The sequence below is a fragment of the Bradyrhizobium sp. I1.14.4 genome, from assembly GCF_050435825.1.
Taxonomy (GTDB): Bacteria; Pseudomonadota; Alphaproteobacteria; order Rhizobiales; family Xanthobacteraceae; genus Bradyrhizobium.
Window position 1 is genome coordinate 106,089 of record NZ_JBNDLA010000015.1, and the last position, 24,441, is coordinate 130,529.

Here is a 24,441-nt window from a genome sequence, read left to right on the forward strand (position 1 = left end):
TGCAGCGATGACGGCAACGCTCGAAGTCACCGATCTCAGGAAGCAGTTTGCGATCGGCCGCCCGGCCATCGACGGCGTCAGCTTTGGCGTTCCGGCCGGCGAGATCGTGGTGCTGCTCGGGCCGTCCGGCTGCGGCAAGACCACGACGCTGCGCTGCGTGGCCGGGCTCGAGCATCCGACCGGTGGCGAGATCAGCATTTCCGGGCGAGTGGTTTCGTCGCCGGCGCGCGGCATCCTGGTGCCGCCGCGCTCGCGCAACCTCGGCATGGTGTTCCAATCCTATGCGGTGTGGCCGCACATGACGGTGCGGCAGAACGTGATCTATCCGCTGAAGCACCGGACGATCGGACGCAACGATGCCGCCCGCATGGTCGAGGACGCGCTGGCGCTGGTCGGGCTGTCCGACTACGCCGACCGGCCGGTGGTGGCGCTGTCGGGTGGGCAGATGCAGCGCGTCGCGCTGGCGCGCAGCATGGTGTACCGGCCGCAACTGCTGCTGCTCGACGAGCCGCTGTCGAACCTCGATGCCAAATTGCGCCTGCGGCTGCGCGACGACCTCCGCGTCATTCTCAAGCAGACCGGGATGACAGCGCTCTATGTCACCCATGATCAGGCCGAGGCGGTCGTGCTTGGCGACCGGATCGGCGTCATGCGCGACGGCAAGCTGTTGCAGATGGACACGCCCGACGTGATCTACAACCGTCCGGCCGATCTGTTCGTCGCCAATTTCACCGGCGCGACCAACGAGCTCGCCGGCACGCTGGTCGCCTGCGACGGCCGCTATGGCGTGGTGGATTTCGGTGACGGCCGGCGAGGTGAGGTGGCGTTGTGCCAGACGCTGGCGCCCGACGAAAAGGTACGGATCGCGCTGCGGCCCGAGAACATCGCGATCGGCCGGCCCGACGGCGCCAACACGTTCTCGGCAAAGGTGCTCGACCGTCGCTACCAAGGCACCCAGACCGCCTACGGCATCGAGCTGTTCGGCAAGCGGCTGGAAGCGATCGAGCTCGGCACCGCCGCGCGCCACCAGGTCGGCGTCGAGGCGCCTGTGTCGCTGCCGCGCGAATGCTTGTGGGCTTACCGCGACAGCGGGCCGGCGATGCAGGACTAGCGTGGCCGCGGCGGTCTTCGCAATGAAGCGAGTGTGGTGCTATGGCAGGCAACGGGTGCGATTGATGCGCTGCCTAGCCTTCCTCCACCAGCGCTCGGATGCTGCGGGCGAGTCCGAGGATGCGCGGGCCACATTCGCGCTCGATCTGCTCGGCGCTGAAGCGGTAGGAGGGGACGCCGCAATTGACCGACAGGCATTCGCCCGTCGGCGTGCGATAGAGCGGGGCGGCGACGCCGAAGATCTCGCGCCGCCATTCGCCGAGCGAGATGGCAAAGCCGCGCTCGCGGCACAATTCGACATCGGGCAATGTGCGCGCCTGCACGTAGTCGAACTCGTCGGGGCGCTCGGCCTTGACCCGCGCGACATAGGCGCCGAGTTCGTTCTCGGTGAACAGCGACAGCAGCGCGCGCCCGACCGCGGTCGGCGCCAGCGTGCTGACGAAGCCGACATCGGGCACGTGCGGCGCCGCGTCCGTCGTGCGCAGCGTCTCGACATAGATGAAGTCGATCCCGAACGGCATCGCGATCGACACTGTACCGCCGGCGTAGGTGGCGAAGTCGCGCATCAGCGGACGCGCGAGCTGACGCACCTTCAGCGACGACAACACGGGATAGGCGGCGGCGAGCGCGCCGAGCCCGAGCACGAAGCGGCCCTTGGTGTCGCGCCTGAGATAGCCGAGCTGCTCCAGCGTGTAGGTCAGCCGCGACACCGTCGGCCGCGACAGGCCAGTGTGCAGCGCGAGTTCGGCATTCGACAGCGAGCCTGGGTGGCGGCGGAAAGCCGCCAGCACGTCGAGCCCATGGGCCAGGGTGGTCGCAAAGGACGGATCCGCCTGGATTTCGGCAGGGGAAGTCGCTGTCATACGAAATAATGGTCCGGAATTAGGCAGTTTGTCAATATACTGAAATGAATTTGCAAACCGTGTCGATATCGGTTTATCTGCCGGGAATAAGGATAAAGAACCGCTGGAGCGAGGCGCCTTCCGATGACGATGACCGAGCAAGCCCGAGACGCAAAACCCTCCGCGATCGACAAGGAGCGGCTGCGCCTGAAATATCTGGAGGAGCGCAACAAGCGGCTGCGTCCTGACGGCAATGACCAGTATCTCCAGATCAAGGGCCAGCTCGCGCATTATCTCGAGGATCCCTACACGCCGGTGGTGGCGCGCGCGCCGAAGACCGACCACGTCACCTTCGCCTTCATCGGCGGCGGCTTCGCCGGGCTCGCCACCGCGGCGCGGCTGACCGAGGCCGGCGTCAAGGATGTCCGCATTGTCGAGAAGGGCGGCGATTTCGGCGGCACCTGGTACTGGAACCGATATCCCGGCGCGCAATGCGACACGGCGTCGATGGTCTACATGCCGCTCCTCGAAGAGACCGGCCATATGCCGTCGGAGAAATACGCGCATGCGCCAGAAATCCTGGCGCACTGCCAGCGGATCGGGCGGCAGTTCGACCTCTACGACAACGCATTGTTTCACACCGAGGTGACGAGCCTGGATTGGGACGTGGCGCAATCGCGCTGGAGCATCCGCACCACCAGGGGCGACGCCTTCACCGCGCAATATGTCGGCATCGGCACCGGCCCGCTGCATGTGCCGAAGCTGCCCGGCATTCCCGGCATCGAGCGCTTCAAGGGTCACTCGTTCCATACCAGCCGCTGGGATTACGACTACACCGGCGGCGATCCCAAAGGCGCGCTGATGGAGAAGCTTGCCGACAAGCGGGTCGGCATCATCGGCACCGGCGCAACGTCGGTGCAGTGCATTCCGTACCTCGCGCGCGCCTGCAAGGAGCTCTACGTGTTCCAGCGCACGCCGTCGTCGGTCGACGTCCGCGGCAATGGCCCGATCGATCCCGATTGGTTTGCCGATATCGCGACGCCGGGCTGGCAACAGCACTGGCTGGAGAATTTCACCGCCAATCAGGCCGGTGGATCGGCCGAGGAGGATCTGGTGCAGGACGGCTGGACCGACCTGTCGAAGCGGATCCGCGCCAAAATCATGCTGCTGCCGCGCGAGCAGCGGAGCGTGGAAAACATGAGGGCCGCGTTCGAGGATTCCGACTTCGAAAAGATGGAGGAAATCCGCAACCGGGTCGACGCCATCGTCCGCGATCCCGAGACGGCCAGGAATCTCAAGGCCTGGTACGGCCAGCTCTGCAAGCGGCCATGTTTCCACGATGCTTATCTTCAGGCGTTCAACACGCCGGGCACGCATCTGGTCGATACCGACGGCAAGGGCGTCGAGGTGATCACCGAGAACGGGATCGTCGCCGCGGGCAGGGAATACCCGCTCGATTGCATCATCTACGCGTCGGGATTCGAGGTGGGGACCGAGTATCGTAGGCGCGCGGGCTTCGATCTGACCGGCCGCGACGGCATCAAGCTGTCGGAGCATTGGGCCGAGGGCATGCGCACCAAGCATGGCATCCACGTGCACGGCTTTCCCAACGTGTTCTTCGTGCAGCCGACGCAGGGCGCCAACCTCATCTCCAACGTGCCGCACAATCTGACGGAAGCGGCGCGGACCATCGCCCTGATGGTTGGCCATGCGCGCGACAACGGCTTCAAGGAGATCGAAGTCAGCAAGGAAGCCGAGGATCGCTGGGTCGAGCTGCTGTTGACCAGTGTCGGCCGGATGATCGGCGGGCCGGACTGCACGCCCGGCTACTACAACAATGAGGGCCGTGAGCCCGGGCCGGCAGCCAAGCTCAATGTCGGGCATCCGGCCGGCGCGTTGGCCTACTTCAAATATATCGACGGCTGGCGCCGCAGCGGCCAGTTCGAAGGCGTGCAGTTCCGCTGAGGGATGCGCGATCGGGACTGATGTCCGGCAATTGAGGGAGTGCTTGAGTATGACCCAGACAACCGCAGGTGAGACCTCGCAGGAACTTCCGAAGGCGGCCTCCGCGCCGGTTATCGCGCAGCACGAGGCCACGCTGAAGGCGCTGCCGTTCGCCGACACCAGGGATTTCGACGATGCCGCGCGCGGCTTCCTCGGCACCATAGACAACGCGCGCATCGTCTCGGCCCAGGGCAGGGTGGTCTGGAGCCTCGAACCTTACGGCTTCCTGTCCGACGAGAAAGCGCCGGCCACCGTCGACCCGAGCCTGTGGCGGCAGTCACGGCTCAACATGCATCACGGCCTGTTCGAGGTGGTGCCGGGCGTCTACCAGGTGCGCGGGCTCGACATCGCCAACATGACGCTGATCGAGGGTGACAAGGGCGTGATCGTGGTCGACACGCTGACCTCGATCGAGGGCGCTCGCGCTGCACTGGAGCTGTATTTCCAGCATCGCGGTAAGCGGGCGGTCGCCGCCGTCATCTTCACTCACACCCACACCGACCATTGGGGTGGCGCGCGTGGCGTGCTCGACGACGACATGCTGGCGGCGGGCGTGCCGATCATCGCGCCGAACTTCTTCATGGAACACGCGGTCTCCGAGAACATCATCGCAGGGCCGGCGATGCTGCGCCGCGCGCAATACCAGTTCGGGCCGTTCCTCGCCAAGGGGGTGCGCGGTCAGGTCGATTGCGGCCTCGGCAAGACCATGGCAGCGGGCGGGGTGGCGCTGCTGCGGCCGACCGATCTGATCATGGCGACCGGCGACAGACGCATCATCGACGGCGTCGAGTTCGAATTCCAGATGGCGCCGAACAGCGAAGCGCCGGCGGAGATGCACTTCTTCATTCCACGCTACAAGCTTCTGAATCTCGCGGAGAACTGTACGCACAATTTCCACAATCTGCTGCCGTTCCGCGGCGCCGATGTGCGCGACGCGCTGGCCTGGTCGAAGTATCTGGGCGAGGCGTTGCAGATGTGGGGCGGCAAGGCCGAGGCGATGTGCGGCCAGCATCACTGGCCGGTGTGGGGCGAGGAGCGGATCGACACCATGATCCGCCAGCAGCGCGACCTTTACAAATACGCGCATGACCAGACCATCCGGCTGATGAACCACGGGCTCAATGCGGCCGAGATTGCCGAGACGATCCGCCTGCCCTCGAGCCTCGAAGGCGCCTGGCACGGCCGCGGCTATTACGGCCATATCAGGCACAATGTGAAGGCGATCTACCAGAAGTATCTCGGCTGGTACGACGCCAATCCGGTCAATCTCGATTCCTTGCCGCCGGTCGAGGCCGGCAAGAAGTATGTCGAGTATATGGGTGGTGCCGATGCGATCCTGAAACGGGCCGCCGCGGATTTCGCCAAGGGTGAATTCCGCTTCGTGGCGCAAGCCGTCAGCCACCTCGTGTTCGCCGAGCCTGACAATCGGGCGGCTCGCGCATTGCTGGCCGACACGTTCGAGCAACTCGGCTATGCCGCGGAGAGCTCGACCTGGCGCAACGCCTATCTGTTCGGTGCCCAGGAGCTGCGGCAGGGCATGCCGAAGACGCCGCCACGTTCGTCGATGCCGCGCGAGACGCTGGCTGCGCTCCGCACCGAGCAGCTCTGGGACGTGCTCGGTATCCGCCTCAACGGCCCCAAGGCCGAGGGCAAGCGCATCGTGCTGAACTGGAGCTTTACCGACACCGGCGAGACCTTCGTGCTGAATCTCGAGAATTCGGCGCTGACCTACGTCAAGGGCGCGCAGGCAGCTGACGCGCACGCCAGCTTCACTTTGGCACGCAGCGTTCTGGACGAGGTCATTGCCAAGCTGACCACGTTCCCGGAAGCGGTCGGCGCCGGCAAGGTCAAGGTATCAGGCGAGCCGCTGCGGCTCGGCGAATTGATGATGCTGATGGATGAATTCCCGCGGATGTGGGAGATCGTCGAGCCGAAGCGGACGGTGGTGAGCTAGGAAAATCCATCCGTCATCGCGAGGAGCCAACGGGTCCGACCTTCGGTCGGCCCGATGATAGACTCCGCGACGAAGCAATCCATCTCTCCTCGCGTGGGAAAATGGATTGCTTCGCGGAGCCTGTCATCGGGCGCGCGTTCGCGCGACCCGTTCGCTCGCAATCACGGAGGAGGCGCTAACGGCTATCTCTAAATCCCCAGATACGCCGTCTGCACCTGCTTGTTGTCGGCGAGCTCGGCGCTCGTGCCCTGCATGATCACGTTGCCGCTTTCCAATACGTAGGCGCGCTGCACTAGCGACAGTGCGCGGCTGACATTCTGCTCGACCAGCAGGATCGCGGTGCCCATCTTGTGGATCTCGCCGATCTTCTCGAAGGTGACGTCGGTCATGACAGGCGCGAGGCCCAGCGAGGGCTCGTCCAGCATCAACAGGCGCGGCTTCAGCATCAGCCCGCGTCCGACCGCGAGCATCTGTTGCTCGCCGCCGCTCATGGTGCCGGCGAGCTGCTTCCTGCGGTCGGCGAGCCGCGGGAAGATGCTGTAGACGAGCTCCATCGTGCGCGCACGATCCGCCTTGGCCTTGGGCACATAGGCGCCGATCTCGAGATTCTCCTGCACTGTCATGTCCGGGAACACCTGACGACCCTCCGGGACATGCGCGATGCCGAGCTCGGGGATCCGGTACGGCGGCAGCGTCGCGAGGTCGACGCCGTCCAACGTGACCTTGCCGGAGAACAGTTTGGCGAGCCCGGAGACCGCGCGCAGCGTCGTGCTCTTGCCGGCGCCGTTGGCCCCCAGCAGGCCGACGGCCTCGCCCTCGCCAATGGAAATGCTGACATCGGTGATGGCAGGGACCGAGCCGTAGCTCGCGCTGACACGGGAGAGCTCAAGCATGGGCATCTCCCTGTGCCGGCGGATGCACGTAAGAGCCGAGATAGGCGCGGATCACTTCCGGGTTCTCCACGATGTCCTTCGGCGCACCCTCGGCGATCTTCTGGCCGTGGTCGAGCACCACAATGTGCCGGGCGACCGCCATGATCGCGCGCATCACATGCTCGACGATCACGATGGTCAGGCCGCTGGCGGAAAGTTTTTTCACCAGCGCCACCGCCTGGTCGATCTCCGATGGATTGAGACCTGCCATCACCTCGTCGAGCAGCAGGATTCTTGGCTGCGTTGCCAGCGCGCGGGCCATCTCCAGACGGCGCTGGTCGATGGTGGTGAGGTCCTTGGCCGGCGTCTGCTCCTTGGCGCCGAGGCCGACGAATTCGATCGCCTCGCGCGCCTTGATGCGGGCGGCGGCGACATGGCGATCGCGCAGGAAGGCGCCGGTCATCACATTGGCAAGCACCGTCATGGCGCCGAACGGCTTTGCGACCTGGAAGGTGCGGGCGAGACCGAGCGCGCAGATGTCGTGTGGCCTGAGCCCCACGACCTCGTGACCGAAGGCGAGCACCGACCCGGAGTCCGGCCGATGAAATCCCGTGATCAGGTGAAAGCTCGTGGTCTTGCCGGCGCCGTTCGGCCCGATCAGCGCGACCGTCTCGTTCTCCTGCACCGTGAAGCCGACGTCCTGCACGGCGCGCAGGCCGCCGAAGCGCTTGCTGAGACCCTTGATGACCAGTACTTCCGCCATCGCAACGACCTCAGGCGCGTGCCGGCCGGCGCCGGACATAGCGGTGATAGATGTCGGTGGCGAACCCGATCAGCCCGGTCGGCCGCCACAGGATCACGGCCATCAGGATCAGGCTGTAGACGGTGAGCTGGACGCCGCCCACCGAACTGCCGAGCCAGCTTTGCAGCAGCGCCGAGGTGGTCTCCAGCAGCACGGTGCCGATCACGGGACCCCACAGCGTGCCGATACCGCCGACGATCGACACCAGCGCCGCCTCGATCGAGACGTTGAAGCTGAACGCGGTCGCAGGATCGATGAAGTAGATGTACTGGGTGTAGAAGGTCCCGGCGAGCGCAGTCAGGAACGCGCTGATCATGTAGATGTCGCGCTTGACCTTCGGCGCGTTGACGCCGATCGCTTCGGCGGCATCTTCATCCTCGCCGATCGCGACGAGGTAGTAGCCGATCCAGGATTTCTCGATTCTGTGGGTGATCCACAGTCCGACCACGAGCAGGCCGAGCACGACATAGTAATACGACGACTTCTCCTCGAACTGCATCATCAGCGGCGCGCTGCCGAGGTTCGGGATCGTGGTGCCCTCGGCGCCCCAGGCGAAATCGCGGAACTTGAGGAAGATCAGCATCAGCACCTGCGCGGTCGCGATGGTGGCAATGGTGAAATAGGGGCCGCGCAGGCGGAAGCAGAGCCAGCCGATCGGCAGGCTCGCGAGCATCGCGACCACGCCGCCCGCGATCATGCCGATCCAGGGCGAGATGCCGTAGTTCACCTGCATGATGGTCGAGGTGTAGGCGCCGAGCCCGAAATAGGCTGCGTGCCCGAGCGAGAGCTGCTTGGCGTAGCCGCCCATCAGGTTCCAGGCGACGCCGATGAAGGAGAACAGCAGGATGCGGATGAAGATGTCGATCGCAAATGACGAGGTGACGAGCTGGGGCAGGGCGAGCATCACGACGACGCCGATCGCCAGCCACAGCCATTTCATTTTTCCCGAGGTTTGCATCAGCGGCCCCTCCTGGCGCCGAGGCCGCTCGGCCTGAAGGCGAGGGTCAACAGCAGCATCGCGAACACCACGATCAGGCCGGAATCGGCGCCGACGAACTGGATGCCGAGCGATTCTGCCACGCCCATCATCAGGCTCGCGATCAATGCACCCATCACATTGCCGAGCGTTCCCATCACGACGGCGACGAACGCCATCAGCACGAACACCTGGCCGACAAATGGATAGGCCGAATAGAACGGCATCAGCAGCGACCCGGCGGCGCCCGCGAGCGCCAGCGCGGTGCCAAACGCAACCGCGAACACACGGTTCGGATTGATCCCCATCAGCATTGCGACATCGCGGTTTTGCGATGCCGCACGCATCGCGCGGCCGAGATCGGTGGTGTGCAGGAAGATCCACAGCAGTCCGCTGAGCGCCATCGCGACCGCGAAGGCGATCAATTTCGCCACCGGAATATACAGCCCGCCGACGTGCCACGCTTCATCGGAATAAGACGTGTGGACGGTGCGGTAGTTGGCGCTGAACAGCATCAGCGAGAGATTGAGCAGCAACAGCGACAGCGCAAACGTCAGGAATATCTGCGGCATGTCGTTCGGCCCGAGCACCCTGCGGATCAGGAAATGCTGGATCAGGACGCCGATCACGAACAGCACGGGCATCGAGACGATCAGCGAGATCAGCGGATCCATGCCGAACTGTGTGGCAAGGAAGAACGAGATATACATCCCGATCATCACGAACTCGCCCTGGGCGAAATTGACGATCTTGACCACGCCGAAGATCAGCGTGACGCCGATGCTGACAAGCGCGTAAATGCCGCCGATGAGCAGGCCGTTGATCACAGCCTGGGCCAGTGTCTCCCACATGCGATGCGACCGTGGCTCAGGTCTTGATCAGCGGGGCGCGGGCGTCTTCCTTGGGGAAGATGCTGGCGAGATCGGCGTTCTGCCACTGCACGCCGACCGGACGGCCATAGACGTTCTTGCCGTCGGGCCCGAACTTGACCTTGCCGCCCGGCGCCATCGCCGCGTAACCCGAGGAGACGTCGAGCGTCGACAGCGCCTCGCGCACCTTCCTGGGATCGGCGGAGGCGGCGCGCTCCAGCGCGTCGGCCAGCATGAAGGTCTGCGCGACCAGGCCGCCGGCATATTCGAAGGCGAACTCGCCGGTGCGCTTCTTGAATTCGGCGTTCACCTTCTGCGCATCGTCGTTGACGTCGTGGTTCCAGTGCGCGACGCCCTGCAGGCCCTCGGCCGCCTTGCCGACATTCTTGTAGAAGTCCGGCATCACGAAGCCGCCGGAGCCGCCATTGATCGCGATGTTGAGCCCGACCTGCTTCACCGTGCGCACGATCAGGATGAGATCGTTGAGATAGGACAGCGAGAACAGCGTGTTGGCGCCGGAGGCCTTGACCTTGTTGATCAGCGGGCTCGCATCGGTGAAGCCGGCGGAGTAGGGCTCGAACATCACGATCTCGACGCCTTCGCCGGGTGCCAGCTCCTTCAACCCGTTCGAGGTCGAGGTGCCGAACGCGGTGTTCTCGAAGATGACCGCGACCTTGGCCTGCTCGCTGACCAGCCTGGCCATCTGCAACTGCGCCTTGGCGAATTGCGAGGCGCGCGCGAACGGCGTGAAGGTGTAGGTGCGTCCCTTGTTGAGCTGGTCGGAGCTCGATCCGGTGATGATCGGAACCCTGGCACGCTCGCAGACCTCGCTCGCGATCAAGGTCAGCGCGCTGGCATAGCAGCCATGGATCGCCGACAGCTTGTTGCCTGATATCAGACGGTCGGTCTCGGTGCGCGTCACCGTGGTGTCGCTCTGCACGTCGGAGACGATGAGGTTGAGCTTGGCGCCGCCGAGCGACTTGATGCCGCCGGCCTCGTTGACCATGTCGACCGCGAGCCTGGCCGCTGCAACGCAGCCGGTGCCGATCTGCGCCATGCTGCCGGTGGTCGGATAGAGCGCGCCGATGTTGATCGGATCGGCGGCCCAGCCGCGCAGAGGGACGGCGCCGAACGCGCCGGCTGCAATTACGCCGCCGGTTTTGACCAGGAATTTGCGGCGGTTCAGCTTCTTCTGTGAGGCTTTGGTCGGCGCGGCATTATTAATGGCCGGCGGCTTGCGGTCCCCTGTCATGGCGTTCCCCCTGTGCGACCACGGCACGGTTGCTCCGTCCGCTCGCTTATTATTTTTGGCTCAAGCGGGGCGCATAAGAGCACGTAATTCGGCAATCGCAAAGGCGATATCGGCCAAGCTCATCGGGAGACCGTACCACGACTGGTGCGTCGCAGCAATCGCGCGACGCGCGCATTCGGATTGTTTCGCTGCGCGAGAGTTGTCGCCGGACATGACGGTATTATTGACAATCGAATGACCCGACGCACCGGCGCGGACAGTGCCGGCCGGCCCGCCGGATCATTCGATCGGCCGCTGCAACGGTTACTCTGCGCTTGCCACCAGCTTGAAGCGCGGCTTGGCTTCCATCAGGCTGCGATAGGCGGCGAGATAGTCGAGCGCCATGCGGCGCGCGGTGAAGCGGGTCTCGAACTGCTTGCGGATCGCATCGCGGTTGAGCGTCGCAAGGCGACCGACGGAGGAGATCGCGCTGATCTCGTCCTCGACGATGAAGCCGGTCAGGCCATCCTCGATGATCTCGGGCACCGAACCACGGTTATACGCAATCACGGGCGTGCCGCAGGCCATCGCTTCGATCATCACGAGGCCGAACGGCTCCGGCCAGTCGATTGGAACCAGCAGCCCGATCGCGCCGCTGAGAAAATCCGGCTTCTCGCGGTCGCTGATCTCGCCGATGAACTCGACCAGCGGGTTGTTCGTGATCAACGGCTTGATCAACTCATCGTAATATTCCTGGTCGGCACGATCGACCTTGGCTGCGATCTTCAGCGGAATGCCGCAGCGGGTCGCGATCTTGATCGCCCGATCAACGCCTTTCTCCGGCGCGATGCGCCCGAGCACGGCGAGATAGGATTGCTTGGCCGGTTGCGGCGTCAGCAAATTCTCCGGCAGCCCGTGATGAATGGTGCGCACCCAGTTCGCTTGCGGCACCGGCCGTCGCTGCGCGTTCGAAATCGAGATCACCGGAATCTTGGAGAAGGTGTTGAAGACCGGCTGGTGCTCCGGCAGGTCGAGCCGTCCGTGCAGCGTGGTCACGAATGGCGTCGGCTGCCGCGCGAACAATGACCATGGATAATAGTCGAGATGGCAGTGCAGGAAGTCGAACTCCTCGTCGTCGGCTTTCTGCCGGACGCGTTCCAGCATCACCATGTGCAGCGCATTGGGGTCGCGGACGGAGCCGTCGAGGCGCAGCGCCTTCGGCCAGGTCGCATCGAGCTTCGCGGAGGTCTGTGAATCGCCACTGGCGAACAACGTCACGTCATGTCCAAGTGTTACAAGTTCTTCGGTCAGCCAGTGCACGACCCGTTCGGTGCCGCCGTAGAGCTTGGGGGGAACAGCCTCCGTCAGCGGGGCAACCTGCGCGATGCGCATTTCTCCGTCTCCTGTTTGTGATGTGGAATGAACCAGACCCTCAGCCCTCTGATGGCAGCGACATGCCAAAGACGGGAACGTTCTCGCACGTGCGAGGTTCCTTAGATGTGGGAGATCTGCCGCTTCTTTCTTCCATCACACTGTGGTCTTGCTGATGCCATCTCGGTCCAACACGTTTTTGCCGACGCCAGCGTTGCAAAATTGTTGCGCAGTGATGGCTGCATCAAGGAATCCCACCGCCGCCCTTCACGTCATCGTGCACGAGAGCTTCGACTAAAATTTTCTCGTTCACCTTCAACAGGTTTGCAGGACGTCATGGACCATCTGTCAGGATATGCGCACCGCCCATTTCCCTTTGTGCTGCGCTATCTGCGCCGGCGGCTTCCGTCGCATGTTGTGATTTTGTCGGCCGTTGTTGCGGCGGTTGCCTGCTCGGTGGGCACGCAGTACGGCGTGAAGAATCTGGTCGATGCCTTGTCGGCCGGGCCGTCATCCGCCAATGGCGTATGGCTGGCATTCGCTCTGCTCATGTCGCTGATCGCAGCCGACAACTTCCTGTGGCGGATCGCGAGCTGGACCGCGAGCTACACCTTTGTCAGTGTCACCGGCGACCTCCGCCGCGACATGTTCCGTCATCTCACCGGCCACGCGCCGAGCTATTTCACCGACCGGCTGCCGGGCATGCTGACCAGCCGGATCACGGCAACGTCCAACGCGGTATTCACCGTCGAGAACATGTTCGTATGGAACGTGTTGCCGCCTTGCATCGCCACCTTCGCGGCGATCACCCTGGTTGGAACCGTCAGCGTGACGATGTCGGCCGTGCTGATCCTGATCGCGGGAACCATGGTGGTGGCCATGTTCCGCATGGCGGCCGCCGGCCGGCCGCTGCATGACGATTTCGCCAACAGGGCGGCCGCTGTCGATGGCGAAATGGTCGATGTCATCAACAACTTGCCCCTGGTGCGTGCGTTCTGTGGCCTTGGCTACGAGCACGACCGCTTCGACGCGACCGTCAATCGGGAACTGGTCGCGCGCGGCCGTTCACTGCGCTATCTCGAAAAGCTCCGCCTCGTTCACGCTGCCGTGACCGTTATATTGACGATCGCGATGCTGGCCTGGGCCCTCTCTCTCTGGCAGCAGGGCGCGGCGACCACCGGCGATGTCGTGCTGGTCTGCACGCTCGGCATCTCGATCCTGAGCGCCACCCGCGACCTTGCCGTTGCGCTGGTCGACGTCACCCAGCATGTCGCCCGCCTCACCGAGGCGCTGGCGACGCTGTTGCAACCGCATGAGTTGAAGGACCATCCGGAGGCCGAGGCGCTGGTGAAGAGCGGCGCGGCGATTGCCTTTAACAATGTCTCGTTCCGCTATCCCGGCGGCCTGCAGGTGTTCGAGCGGTTCAGCCTGCGCATCCAGCCCGGCCAGCGGGTCGGCCTGGTCGGCCAGTCCGGCGGCGGCAAGTCAACACTGTTTACCCTTCTGCAGCGCTTCTACGACGTCGAGCAGGGCAACATCACGGTCGACGGCCAGGACATCTCCCGCGTTACCCAGCAGAGTCTGCGCGCCGCGATATCAGTGGTGCCGCAGGATATCTCGCTGTTCCACCGTTCGATCCTGGAGAACATCCGCTACGGCCGGCCGGACGCCACCGACGACGAGGTGCTGCGGGCGGCGATCGCGGCACGCTGCGACTTCATCGAAAGCCTGCCCGAGGGCATGAACACCATCGTCGGCGACCGCGGCGTCAAGGTCTCGGGCGGCCAGCGCCAGCGGATCGCGATCGCGCGCGCCTTCCTGAAGGACGCGCCGATCCTGCTGCTCGACGAGGCCACCGCGGCGCTCGATGCGGACTCCGAGGAGGCGATCCGCGAGGCGTTGTCGCGGCTGATGCGTGGGCGTACGGTGGTGGCGATCGCGCATCGCCTCGCGACGCTGCGCAGCTTCGACCGCGTGATCGTGCTGCAGGGAGGCCGGATCGTCGAGGACGGTCCGCCCGATATCCTCGTGAAGGGAAGGGGTCCCTACCGCGACCTGGTCGCGCGCGAAATGGGCCGCCTGTCCACCAGCGCGGCCTGACCCCGCGACATCAAGGGTGTGCTTGCGTTCCGCTGCGTTCGTTCGAGCCGAGATTCGAGCCGAGATTCGAGCCAAGCAAAGTCGCCAGAGGTTCAGATGGCAGCTGACGTCGTTACGCAGATCATTACTGCTCGCATCACTGAGCACGTCGCCGAATCGCCGTTCTACATTCCGATGACCGGGCCCGCGGCGCGGCCGCGGCGCTCGCTCAAGCATGACGACACCTTCATCGTGCTCGACAGCCATGGCGACATCGGCGCCTCGGCTGGTGGGCCGGACGGCCTGTTCAACGCCGACACGCGCTACCTTGCTCGGCTGGAAATGGTGCTGGAGGACGTGCAGCCGCTCCTGCTCGGCTCCAACATGCGCGACGACAATTCGGCGCTGACGGTCGATCTCACCAACTCCGACGTCTATCGCGACGGCCGACTGACCCTGCAGAAGGATACGCTGCACATCGTGCGCTCGATCTTCCTGTGGCGCGGCACCGCCTATCAGCGCATCGGTCTGCAGAACCACGGCGATCATGCCGCGAGCTTCGATCTCACTCTCTTGTTCGACAATGATTTCGCCGACCTGTTCGAGGTGCGCGGCGAGCGGCGGCCGCGGCGTGGCATCGGCTCGAGCAAGCTGCTGGGTCCGACCGACGTCGTGCTGGAATATTGCGGCCTCGACGAGCAGACGCGGATCACCGCGCTGCACTTCGATCCGCGGCCGACGCGGCTGTCGGTCAACGCCGCGACCTATCATTTCGACCTCGAGCCGGGGCAGGTCACGTCGCTGTTCGTCGCGGTGTCCTGCAACAAGCCGATCATGCAGAAGCCGGTGCCGTTCTTCCGCGGGCTCTTGGCGCATCGCCGCGAGATGCGGACTTCGTCGGCCGGTGCGGCCAGCATCGAGACCTCCAACAACATCTTCAACGAGGTGCTGTGCCAGGCGATGGCCGACCTCAATATGCTGATGACGGAGACGCCGCAGGGCCGTTATCCCTATGCCGGCATTCCGTGGTATTCGACGACATTCGGCCGCGACGGGCTGATCACCGCGCTGCAGATGCTGTGGGTCGATCCGCGGATCGCCAAGGGCGTGCTGAAACGGCTCGCGCTGTTCCAGGCCAAGGCGGTCGATCCGCTCGCCGATGCCGCACCGGGCAAGATCCTGCACGAGATGCGCGGCGGCGAGATGGCTGCGCTTCGCGAGGTGCCCTTCGCGCATTATTACGGCAGCGTCGATTCGACCCCGCTGTTCGTGCTGCTCGCCGGGCTCTATCTGGAGCGCACCGGCGATGTGGAGACGTTGCGCGAGCTGTGGTCGGCGGTCGAAGCCGGGTTGCAATGGATCGACGGTCCGGGCGACCCCGATCGCGACGGTTTCGTCGAGTATCAGCGCGCGACCGAGGAGGGCCTGCGGAACCAGGGCTGGAAGGACTCCTTCGACGCCATCTTCCACGCCGACGGAACGCTTGCCGAGGGCAATATCGCGCTGGCGGAAGTGCAGGGCTATGTGTTCGCCGGCAAGCGGCTTGCCGCGCGTGCGGCGCGCCAGCTCGGCTTTGCGGACAAAGCTGCGAAGCTCGATGCCGAGGCCGAGCAGCTGCGCGCGCGGTTCGAGGAGGCATTCTGGTGCGAGGAGCTCGGCACCTATGCGCTCGCGCTCGACGGCGCCAAACGGCAGTGCAAGGTGCGCACGTCGAATGCCGGACAGACCTTGTTTTCCGGCATGGTGCTCGAGGATCGCGCGCGTCGGGTCGCCGCCGACCTGATGAGCCAGAAATTCTTCTCGGGCTGGGGCATCCGCACCGTCGCCGCGGGCGAGGCGCGCTACAATCCGATGTCCTATCACGACGGCTCGATCTGGCCGCATGACAATGCGCTGATCGCACTCGGACTTGCCCGTTACGGCCTCAAGCATTCGGTCGCGCATCTGTTCAAGGGCCTGTTCGACGCCGCGAGCTATATGGAGCTGCGGCGGTTGCCGGAGCTGTTCTGCGGCTTCCGCCGCGAGCGTCGGCGCGGCCCGGTGCTTTATCCCGTGGCCTGTGCACCGCAGGCCTGGGCGAGCGCGACGCCGTTCACGCTGCTGGAGGCGGCGCTCGGGTTGGAATTCGACACCGCGCGCGGCGAGATCCGGCTGCGCGATCCGTGCCTGCCGGAATTCCTCAACGACGTGGTACTGCGCGATCTCAGGCTCGGCGCGTCCAGCGTCGATTTGAGGCTGCGCCGCCATGGCGACGAAGTATCACTCGAAGTGTTGCACACGCGCGGCCAGATCCAGGTGTCGATCGTGCTGACGCATTGAGCGTCGCGGCATGCGTGCGCCGGAAAATCGTGGGGAGAGAGTAACATGCGTCCGAGGATCGTAATCATGCTGGTCGCAGCGGCGCTGCTGACATGCGAAGGTGTCCGCGCCGCCAACGATGAATCGCCGTCGCAGGCACCATCACCGCCACTGGCAGTCCAGGCGCCGCCGGCAGCCCAGGCGCCGCCAGCACCTCCTGCGCCGCCGGCAGCCCCTGCGGCGCCGAAGGAGCAGGCCAAGGAGCCGTCGCCGCCGCCTTCGGTGACCGTGATCGGCGCGCGCGATGCGCACGGCATCCTCGGGCGCGACGTTCGCAGTTCCGCCAATGAGGACATGGGCCGCATCGTCGACGTCATCGTCGACCGCGACGGCAAGGTCCGCGCCGCGGTGATCGATTTCGGCGGCTTCCTCGGCGTCGGCAGCCGCAAGATCGTGGTCGACTGGAACGCGCTGCGCTTCGCCGGCGTTTCCAGCAAGAGCGACAGCATTACGCTGGACCTGAACAAGCAGCAGGTGAGCGCTGCGCCCGAATACAAGGAAGATGCGCCGCTGATCGTGCTGGGCGCGGCCGGCAATCTCCATCCATGGGATTATGAACATTAGGGGGATAAAGCTGGTCGCGCGTCCGGACTCTTCCTTCGAGACGGTTGGCGACGATCGTGGCAAGCGATCAGCCAGCGACGCTAACGTTGTGCCGCTTGTGCCCGATCAACCCGGTCCCGAGGAACCGCGTGCTCCGTCGCGCGAAAGCCAGCGCGGGCTCGACTGGTTCATCTTCTTCCTGGCCGACGTGCAGACCGGCTTCGGGCCGTTTATTGCGGTCTATCTGACGACGCAGAAATGGACCCAGGTCGAGATCGGCTTCGTGCTCTCGATCGGCGGCATCATCGGCCTGCTGGGCCAGGTGCCCGGCGGGGCGATCGTCGATGCGGCGCGCTCGGAGCGGGTCGTGGCGGGCTGTGCGGTTGCCGCCATCGGTTCAAGCGCGCTGGCCTACGCACTCTGGCCGATCTTTCCCGTGGTGACGCTCGCCGCGATATTGCACGCGCTTGCAAGCTGCGTGCTTGGCCCGGCGATCGCCGCGATCAGCCTCGGCCTGGTCGGGCCGCTTGCGATGGGCGAGCGACTCGGCCGCAATGCGCGCTTCGCCTCGCTCGGCAACGGCTCGGCCGCGGCGCTGATGGGCGCCTGCGGCTATCTGTTGTCGAGCCGCTCGGTGTTCCTCGTCACCTTCATCCTGGCGATCCCGACGCTGTTGTCGCTGGCGCGGATCCGCGAGCGTGAGATCGACATCGCGCAGGCCCACGGCGCGGTGAAGCGGGAGGTCCCGGACAAGCGCGCCACCAGCGTCATCGGCCTGGTACGGCAGCGGACACTCCTGATCTTTGCCGGCGCGATGATGCTGTTCCAGCTGGCCAATGCCGCGATGCTGCCGTTGATGGCGGGCGTGGTCACGACCCGGTCGAGCCAGTGGGCGCCGGTGTTGATCGCGGCCTGCATCATTGTGCCGCAGGCGATCGTCGCGCTGACCTCGCCGTCGGTCGGCCGCAGGGCCCAGGCCCGGGGCCGGCGACCGCTGCTCCTGATTGCATTCGCCGCGCTTGCGATCCGTGGCCTCCTGTTTGCAACGGTGCGCGATCCCTATCTGCTGGTCATGGTGCAGATTTTCGACGGTATCACCGCGGCGATTTTCAGCGTGATGGTGCCGCTGATCGTGGCCGACGTCGCGTTCGGCAGCGGCCATTTCAACCTGGCGCAGGGCATTGTCGGCACCGCGGTCGGTATCGGCGCATCGCTCAGCACGGTGCTGGCCGGCTATGTCAGCGACAAGCTCGGCAGCAGCACCGCCTTCATGGGCCTGGCCGCCGTCGCCGCGTTCGGGCTGCTCGTGACCTGGCTGGTGATGCCGGAGACGCGGCGGACCGCATGACGGCGAAGCGCGCCTGCGGCGCCATTGGCCGCCACCTTCCTGACCACGGATTTCGCCGGCTACGGGTCGGTTTTAGCCGCGCGTACCCTTCCTCCTGCATGCGCCGTCTTATATGAATGAATGGTTCCCCAAGAGCGAGTTCGCGACAGCGATTAATTAATCCAAAATCGTGATCTGGTACGGATCGACGCAGCGCGGACAGGCATTTCGACCGAGGAATGGCAATGGTAAATCGAGCGACGATGGCGCAAACCACCGGAACGATGCGGCGTTGGGGGCATCCTGCCTTTGTGACTTTCGCAGCGATGGTCACACTTGCGTCACTGACCGGCGCTGTCGCGGCGAAACAGCAGCGTCCGGCGGCAACCGCCGAGGCGACGGCGCCGCGCACCGCGGGCGAGCCGATCATGGCGATCGTCTCGATCAAGGCCCAGAAGGTCACGTTCTACGACGCCGATGGCTGGATCTACCGCGCGCCGGTGTCGAGCGGCGTCACGGGACGCGAGACGCCGGCCGGCGTGTTTGCGCTGATCGAGAAGGACAAGGACCACCACTCGACCCTGTACGACGATGCCTGGATGCCGAACATGCAGCGCATCACCTGGAACGGCATCGCGCTGCATGGCGGGCCGCTGCCGGGATATGCGGCCTCGCACGGCTGCGTGCGGATGCCCTACGACTTTGCCGAGAAGCTGTTCGACAAGACGCGCATCGGGATGCGGGTGATCATCGCGCCGAACGACCCGGCTCCGGTCGATTTCACCCACCCGGCGCTGTTCGTGCCGAACGCCCAGGCGATCGCGGCTGCTCCGGCGCGTGCCGAGACGCTCGCCCGCGAGGCTGCGGATGCCGCCAAGGTGGCCGACGAGGCAAAGAAGGCTTCCGCGGCCGCGACAAAGGAAGCTGCGCAGTTCACGCCGCTGTCACTGCGCAAGCTGGAACGGGCCAAGACCCGTGCCGACGCCGAGCTTGCGTTCGCCGACAAGACGCTCGCTAGTGCCAAGACCGACCAGGCCAAGGCGCGCGCCGAGGATATGAAGCAGAAGGCTGCCGCGAAGGCCGCGGAAGCGACCGCGCAGTTCGATTCTGCCCAGGGTGACGCGAAGCCGAAGCTCGATGCCGCAGCGGCCGCGAAGGATGCGGCCAAGGCGGCCGAGACCAGGAAGGTCGACACCCAGAAGGCGGCGACCGAGGCGAAGCTCGTGCTCGAGCCGGTCTCTGTCTACATCAGTCGCGCAACGCAGAAACTTTACGTCCGGCGCAACACCCATAAGCCATGGGCTGATGGCGGCGAGGTATTCGATTCAAGCATCGAGGTTCCCGTCACCATTCGCGATCCGGACAAGCCGATCGGCACGCATATCTTCACGGCGATAGCGCGCAACGACACCGGCCTGCGCTGGACCGAGGTGACGATCGATGACGGAGACAACGCCAAGGACGCGCTCGACCGCATCACCATCCCGCAGGATGTGCTGGATCGCATTGCGCCGACCGCCATGCCGCGCTCTTCGATCATCATCTCGGACGAGCCGCTGAGCGCCGAGACCAACTACCGCACCGAGTTCGTTGCGGTGCTGAGCAACCAGCCCCAAGGCGGTTTCATCACGCGCAAGCCGACCAGGCCGATGATGAACGACGAAATGGTTGCGAGCGGGGACGACGGCTTCGGCTTCTTCAGTCAGCGCAGCTGGAATCCCCAGTCGGGCACCCAATACGGCTATCCTCAATACGGCAATCCGCAAGGGCCGACCCAGTACGGCACTCCGTATTATGGCAATCCTCAAGCCGCCAATCCGCGCCGACGCGGCGGCGGCCAGTACTACTGGCAATCGCAGGACTGGTAGGGCGCCGGCAGCGTAGCCGCAAGGAAACAACCGCACTGTGAACGTCGGACGGCGGTGTGGCACCACCGTCCGATCGCGTAGTGCTGTTAGGGCCGGGCTTCCAGGATCAGGTTGAACGGCGTTTCGGCCGCGCGGCGGAACCGTGAGAAGCCGCCTTGGCGCGCGACCTCGCGCAGTCTGGTCTCGCCGGCCTGCGCTCCCAGCGCAAGCCCGACCTCCTGGTCCAGCGAGGCGGGCGTGCAGATCATCGTCGAGGCGGCGTAGTAGACCCGCCCGATCGGGTTGAGGTTGTCCTCCAGCCGATCGTTGGCGAACGGCTCGATCAGCATGCAAGTGCCGTCGTCGGCGAGGGTGGAGCGGGTGTGCCTGAGGGCGCCGACCGGATCACCCATGTCGTGCAGGCAGTCGAAGAAGCACACCAGGTCATACCGGTTGGCGGGGAAGTCCTTGGCGGAGTGCGTCTGGAAATGAACGCGGTCCGACAGTCCCGCCTCCCTCGCGGACATTCGCGCCGCCTCGATCGAGCCGTCGTGATAGTCGAAACCGTAGAAGGTTGATTTCGGAAACGCCTCCGCCATCAACCGCGTCGAGACGCCATGCCCGCAGCCCACGTCGGCGACGACAGCGCCTCTCTTCAGCTTGTCGACGACGCCGTCGAGTGCCGGCAGCCATTCCTGCACCAGATAATGCTTGTAGCTGGTGCGGAAGAAGCGGGCGGTGCCGCAAAACAGGCACTCGCTGCGCTTGTCCCAGCCGACGCCCTTGCCGGTCTTGAACGCGTCGGCAATTTTCGGCTCGTCGAGAAAGGTCGCGCCGACAAGGCTCCCCACGGCACCGAGGAAGACCGGGCTGTCCTCGTCGGCGAGCGCGAGTGCCTGCTCGGGCAGCATCGAGAATTTTCCGGTTGCGCTGTCGTACTCGACGTAGCCGGAAGCGGCCTGTGCGGAAAGCCATTCCTGAACGTAACGCCCGGCGGTTCCCGTTGCCTTCGCCAGCGCCGCGGCATTCATCGGTCCTTGCTGCGCGAGAGCCTTGTAGAGTCCGAGCTTGTCTCCCAGCAGCATCAGCGAGGCGTTCATTGCCGCGCCGACATCGCCAATCATCTTTCCCATGAATGAATTAAGGCGCTCCTCGTTGACATCCATGATGTTCCTCCATCGCAATCGGGTTTTGAGAAAAGTCCATCATTCGCAATTTTCATGCACGCGTCGTCGTCCGGGCGGGCACCCGGGAGACCGGCATGATCGCACGAATAGGTTCGGCGGAAGAGGCCGATTGTTACTGAGCTGCTGGGATCCCAGAGCGTCTGCCTTCACAAACCTGCGAGGCAGGCGGCCTACGCGACCGCCCGCGGCATGATCAGCTTCTTGTACAGCGCGCCGTAGCAGGCGGCCGACAGGTCCCAGCTGTAGGATTTGGCCATCGCGCTGGCGCGCATGGTGTTGAGGCGCTCCTTGGCGCCGTAGGCCTCGAAGGCGCGCCTGACACCGCCGAGGAAGGATTCCGCCGACGGCTGCGAGAACAGGAAGCCAGTCTCGCCGTCGGCGATAGTCTCGGCAAGGCCACCGGTCTGGTGGCCGATCGGCAGCGAGCCGAAGCGCTGCGCATACATCTGGCTGAGGCCGCAGGGCTCGAAGCGCGACGGCATCAGGGTGAAATCGCTGCCGGCGAAGATCCGGCGCGCCTGCGCGTCGTTGAAGCCGATGATGACGCCGATCGCGTCGGGCCTGCGCCGGTGCGCGGCCACCAGCGCGTCCTCGAGCGCGGGCTCACCGCTGCCCGTGACGACGATCTGCCCGCCATCCCTGATGATCTCGTCGGCGGCCGACAGCACGAGGTCGACGCCCTTCTGATGCACGAGCCGCGCGACCAGGCCGAAGATCGGCCCGCGCGAGACCGCAAGCCCGAATTGCCGGCGGACATAGTCTGCGTTGGCCTGCTTGCCCTTCCAGTCGCCGGCGCCGAACGGCTTCGCGAGCTGCGCGCAATGGCGCGGGTCCCAGCTCTCGTCGATGCCGTTCAGGATGCCGGTCAGCTGGTCGGCCTCGGAGCGGACGCGCAAGAGGCCCTCCAGACCGCAGCCGAGTTCAACCGTGGTGATCTCCTTCGCGTAGGTCGCGCTGACCGTGGTCAGATGTGAGGCGTAGACGAGGCCGCCCTTGAGGAAGGAGAGCTTGTCGTAGAACTCCAGCCCATCGATGTTGAATGAGCTTTCCGGCGCGCCGATCCGCCGCAGCGAGTACCGCGGAAACAGGCCCTGATAGGCGAGATTGTGGATGGTCAGGATTGATGGAATCCGCGCGCCGCGCCATGCGAGGTAGGCCGGCGTCAGCGCGGCCTGCCAATCGTTGGCGTGAACGAGGTCCGCTGCCCAATTCTTGTCCAGCGTTCCGGCTGCAAGTTCGGCAGCGGCCGAAGCAAAGCGGCCGAAGCGGATGTCGTTGTCGGGCCAGTCGCGGCCGGACTCATCGCCATAGGGATTGCCCGGCCGGTCGTAGAGTTGCGGACACAGCAGCACGTAGACCGGCAGCCCGTCCCTGGTCGATGCGCGGCCGAGCGTGCAGGCCGGCATCTCGGCAAGGGCTGCGCATTGTCCAACGATTTCAATATGAGTGAACTGTTCGACCACATCCCGGTAACCGGGAAGTATGATCCTGACGTCGCTCCAGGGGCGGAGCGCCCGGGGAAGTGCAGCGGAAACGGCGCCGAGCCCGCCCACGCGGACGAAATCGTCCATCTCCGTCGTGACGAATAAGACCTTCAACAAGCGCCCTCGTTCCAGCCCGTGACCGGGCTATGCAAGATCGGGTCCAATCTGCCTTTGAGTAAAATGCAAGACGGTCCGCGGTCCCGGTCTGGACGAGACGCTTTCCTGTCAGGGCGGCTCACTTTAGGGTCACGCCGCGCCAAACGACGCAGAATGACGAAGCTGGAGGAAGCCTTGGTAACGACAATAGCTGCTGACGATGAGGGGAATTTGACACAGAGCTTCGACGGCCTTCGCGTGCTCGATTTTTCGACCACGATCGCCGGACCTCATTGCACGCGGATGCTCGCCGACATGGGCGCGGAGGTGATCAAGATCGAGCCCGCCGAAGGCGAGACGATGCGGACGCGGCCGCCGGTGCGCAACAATTGCTCGACCGCGTTCGGCCAGCTCAATATCGGCAAGAACAGCCTTGTGCTCGACCTGAAGTCGCCGGCCGGCGTCGAAGCCGTGCGCCGGCTGATCGCAACCGCCGACGTGCTGGTGGAGAATTTCCGCCCCGGCGTGATGCGGCGGCTGAAGCTGGATTATACCTCGGTCCGCGACATCAATCCGAAGCTGATCTTTTGCTCGATCTCCGGCTACGGCCAGACCGGCCCGTCGGCGGAATTGCCGGCCTATGCGCCGGTGATCCATGCCGCCTCGGGCTACGAGATGGCGCATCTCGCCTATCAGCCGGGCCGCAGCCGGCCGGACTATTGCGGCATCTATCACGCCGATGTGCTGACCGGCGTTTACGCCTTCGGCGCGATCTCGGCGGCACTCTATCAGCGCAGTGCGAGCGGCAAGGGCCAGCATATCGACGTCTCGATGCTGGAATCGATGCTGAGCCTGACCCTGAACGAGTTGCAGTGGTCGCAATTCGAGGTGAAGCAAACGCAGCGCCCGATGTTTGGCCCGATCGAAACCACCGATGGCTACGTGATGGTGGCGATCGCCAGCGAGAAGACGTTCCAGAACCTGATGCAGGTGATCGGCCGGCCCGAATGGGTATCCGATCCGCGCTTCGCCAAATATTCCGATCGGCGGGAGAACTGGGCGGGCCTGATGGAGGGCGTCGAGGCGTGGTCGCGTGCGGTCAGCACGCATGCCTGCCTCGCCGCGCTCAACGAATATGGCGTGCCGTCGTCGGCCTATCGCGCCGTGCGCGAGGCGCTCGCCGATCCGCAAATCGCCCATCGCGGCGCATTGGCGGAGGTCAGGGACGGCGGCGGCAGCTTCAAGGTGCTCAATCTGCCGTTCCGCATGTCCGGTGCGACCGTCGGGGCACGGAAGCGGATGTCGACGCTCGGCGAGCACACGCTGTCGTACTTGAAGGAGATCGGCCTCTCCGACGATCAGATCGCAGGCTTCGCCGCGCAACCGGAAAAGACCGCGTACAGTTAAGCCTGCGGCTTTTCATCCGTTTTACGGTCTTGTCGCGCGCGGCGATTCCGGACAAGCTGCCTCCCGACATACGACGATCCGG

At 64.8% G+C, this 24,441-nt stretch carries 18 protein-coding genes; 9 read left to right on the top strand and 9 right to left on the bottom strand.

Annotated features, from left to right (window positions below):
- Window positions 1-7 precede the first annotated feature (7 nt).
- On the top strand, window positions 8-1,111 hold the full coding sequence (locus tag ABIB78_RS26200; RefSeq protein WP_429029480.1) for an ABC transporter ATP-binding protein: 1,104 nt from the start codon (window positions 8-10) through the stop codon (window positions 1,109-1,111).
- A gap of 73 nt (window positions 1,112-1,184) precedes the next feature.
- Here ABIB78_RS26200 and ABIB78_RS26205 read toward each other — a convergent pair whose 3' ends face one another.
- Complete coding sequence (locus ABIB78_RS26205; protein ID WP_429029481.1) at window positions 1,185-1,973, bottom strand: IclR family transcriptional regulator; 789 nt, start codon at window positions 1,971-1,973, stop codon at window positions 1,185-1,187.
- Window positions 1,974-2,096: 123 nt separating this feature from the next.
- On the opposite strand from ABIB78_RS26205, the gene ABIB78_RS26210 reads away from it, so the two are divergent.
- Entirely contained in the window at window positions 2,097-3,917 is a 1,821-nt protein-coding gene (locus tag ABIB78_RS26210) for a flavin-containing monooxygenase (protein WP_429029482.1), read from the top strand.
- Window positions 3,918-3,966: 49 nt separating this feature from the next.
- Window positions 3,967-5,910 (top strand): alkyl/aryl-sulfatase, encoded by a 1,944-nt coding sequence (locus tag ABIB78_RS26215; protein WP_429029483.1) that lies wholly within the window; start codon window positions 3,967-3,969, stop codon window positions 5,908-5,910.
- Between the two features lie 188 nt (window positions 5,911-6,098).
- Here ABIB78_RS26215 and ABIB78_RS26220 read toward each other — a convergent pair whose 3' ends face one another.
- From ABIB78_RS26220 to ABIB78_RS26245, 6 genes are all read right to left on the bottom strand, one after another.
- Window positions 6,099-6,803, bottom strand: coding sequence for an ABC transporter ATP-binding protein (locus ABIB78_RS26220; protein WP_429029484.1), 705 nt, complete (start codon window positions 6,801-6,803; stop codon window positions 6,099-6,101).
- A complete protein-coding gene (locus ABIB78_RS26225) occupies window positions 6,796-7,545 on the bottom strand; it encodes an ABC transporter ATP-binding protein (RefSeq protein WP_429029485.1) in 750 nt (249 codons plus the stop codon). Before ABIB78_RS26225 ends, ABIB78_RS26220 begins: the two co-directional genes overlap by 8 nt.
- A 10-nt stretch (window positions 7,546-7,555) precedes the next feature.
- Window positions 7,556-8,542, bottom strand: coding sequence for a branched-chain amino acid ABC transporter permease (locus tag ABIB78_RS26230; protein ID WP_429029486.1), 987 nt, complete (start codon window positions 8,540-8,542; stop codon window positions 7,556-7,558).
- Window positions 8,542-9,411 carry a branched-chain amino acid ABC transporter permease gene (locus ABIB78_RS26235; RefSeq protein WP_429029487.1) on the bottom strand — a complete coding sequence of 290 codons (870 nt, stop codon included), beginning with the start codon at window positions 9,409-9,411 and terminating at the stop codon, window positions 8,542-8,544. Before ABIB78_RS26235 ends, ABIB78_RS26230 begins: the two co-directional genes overlap by 1 nt.
- 16 nt (window positions 9,412-9,427) lie before the next feature.
- A complete protein-coding gene (locus ABIB78_RS26240; RefSeq protein WP_429029488.1) occupies window positions 9,428-10,681 on the bottom strand; it encodes an ABC transporter substrate-binding protein in 1,254 nt (417 codons plus the stop codon).
- A gap of 303 nt (window positions 10,682-10,984) precedes the next feature.
- Window positions 10,985-12,052 carry a glycosyltransferase family 4 protein gene (locus ABIB78_RS26245; RefSeq protein WP_429029489.1) on the bottom strand — a complete coding sequence of 356 codons (1,068 nt, stop codon included), beginning with the start codon at window positions 12,050-12,052 and terminating at the stop codon, window positions 10,985-10,987.
- 315 nt (window positions 12,053-12,367) lie between these two features.
- Here ABIB78_RS26245 and ABIB78_RS26250 point away from each other — a divergent pair, with 315 nt between their 5' ends.
- The 5 genes from ABIB78_RS26250 (at window position 12,368) to ABIB78_RS26270 (ending at window position 20,206) form a co-directional block, all read left to right on the top strand.
- Window positions 12,368-14,131, top strand: a complete 1,764-nt coding sequence (locus ABIB78_RS26250) for an ABC transporter ATP-binding protein (protein ID WP_429029490.1) — start codon at window positions 12,368-12,370, stop codon at window positions 14,129-14,131.
- A 96-nt stretch (window positions 14,132-14,227) separates the two neighbouring features.
- Window positions 14,228-16,429 (top strand): amylo-alpha-1,6-glucosidase, encoded by a 2,202-nt coding sequence (locus ABIB78_RS26255; protein ID WP_429029491.1) that lies wholly within the window; start codon window positions 14,228-14,230, stop codon window positions 16,427-16,429.
- Between the two features lie 45 nt (window positions 16,430-16,474).
- Window positions 16,475-17,032 carry a PRC-barrel domain-containing protein gene (locus ABIB78_RS26260; RefSeq protein ID WP_429029492.1) on the top strand — a complete coding sequence of 186 codons (558 nt, stop codon included), beginning with the start codon at window positions 16,475-16,477 and terminating at the stop codon, window positions 17,030-17,032.
- Between the two features lie 88 nt (window positions 17,033-17,120).
- Window positions 17,121-18,359 carry an MFS transporter gene (locus tag ABIB78_RS26265; protein WP_429029493.1) on the top strand — a complete coding sequence of 413 codons (1,239 nt, stop codon included), beginning with the start codon at window positions 17,121-17,123 and terminating at the stop codon, window positions 18,357-18,359.
- Between the two features lie 224 nt (window positions 18,360-18,583).
- Window positions 18,584-20,206: a L,D-transpeptidase gene (locus tag ABIB78_RS26270; RefSeq protein WP_429029494.1), complete on the top strand. Its 1,623-nt coding sequence runs from the start codon at window positions 18,584-18,586 to the stop codon at window positions 20,204-20,206.
- A gap of 86 nt (window positions 20,207-20,292) precedes the next feature.
- On the opposite strand, the gene ABIB78_RS26275 is transcribed toward ABIB78_RS26270, so the two are convergent.
- Both ABIB78_RS26275 and glgA read right to left on the bottom strand, forming a co-directional pair.
- Window positions 20,293-21,351 (bottom strand): class I SAM-dependent methyltransferase, encoded by a 1,059-nt coding sequence (locus tag ABIB78_RS26275; RefSeq protein ID WP_429029495.1) that lies wholly within the window; start codon window positions 21,349-21,351, stop codon window positions 20,293-20,295.
- 191 nt (window positions 21,352-21,542) lie between these two features.
- Window positions 21,543-22,970, bottom strand: coding sequence for a glycogen synthase GlgA (glgA, locus tag ABIB78_RS26280; RefSeq protein WP_429029496.1), 1,428 nt, complete (start codon window positions 22,968-22,970; stop codon window positions 21,543-21,545).
- A 156-nt stretch (window positions 22,971-23,126) separates the two neighbouring features.
- Between glgA and ABIB78_RS26285 the strand changes: the two genes are divergently transcribed.
- Window positions 23,127-24,359, top strand: a complete 1,233-nt coding sequence (locus ABIB78_RS26285) for a CaiB/BaiF CoA transferase family protein (protein WP_429029497.1) — start codon at window positions 23,127-23,129, stop codon at window positions 24,357-24,359.
- The last annotated feature ends 82 nt before the right edge of the window (window positions 24,360-24,441 follow it).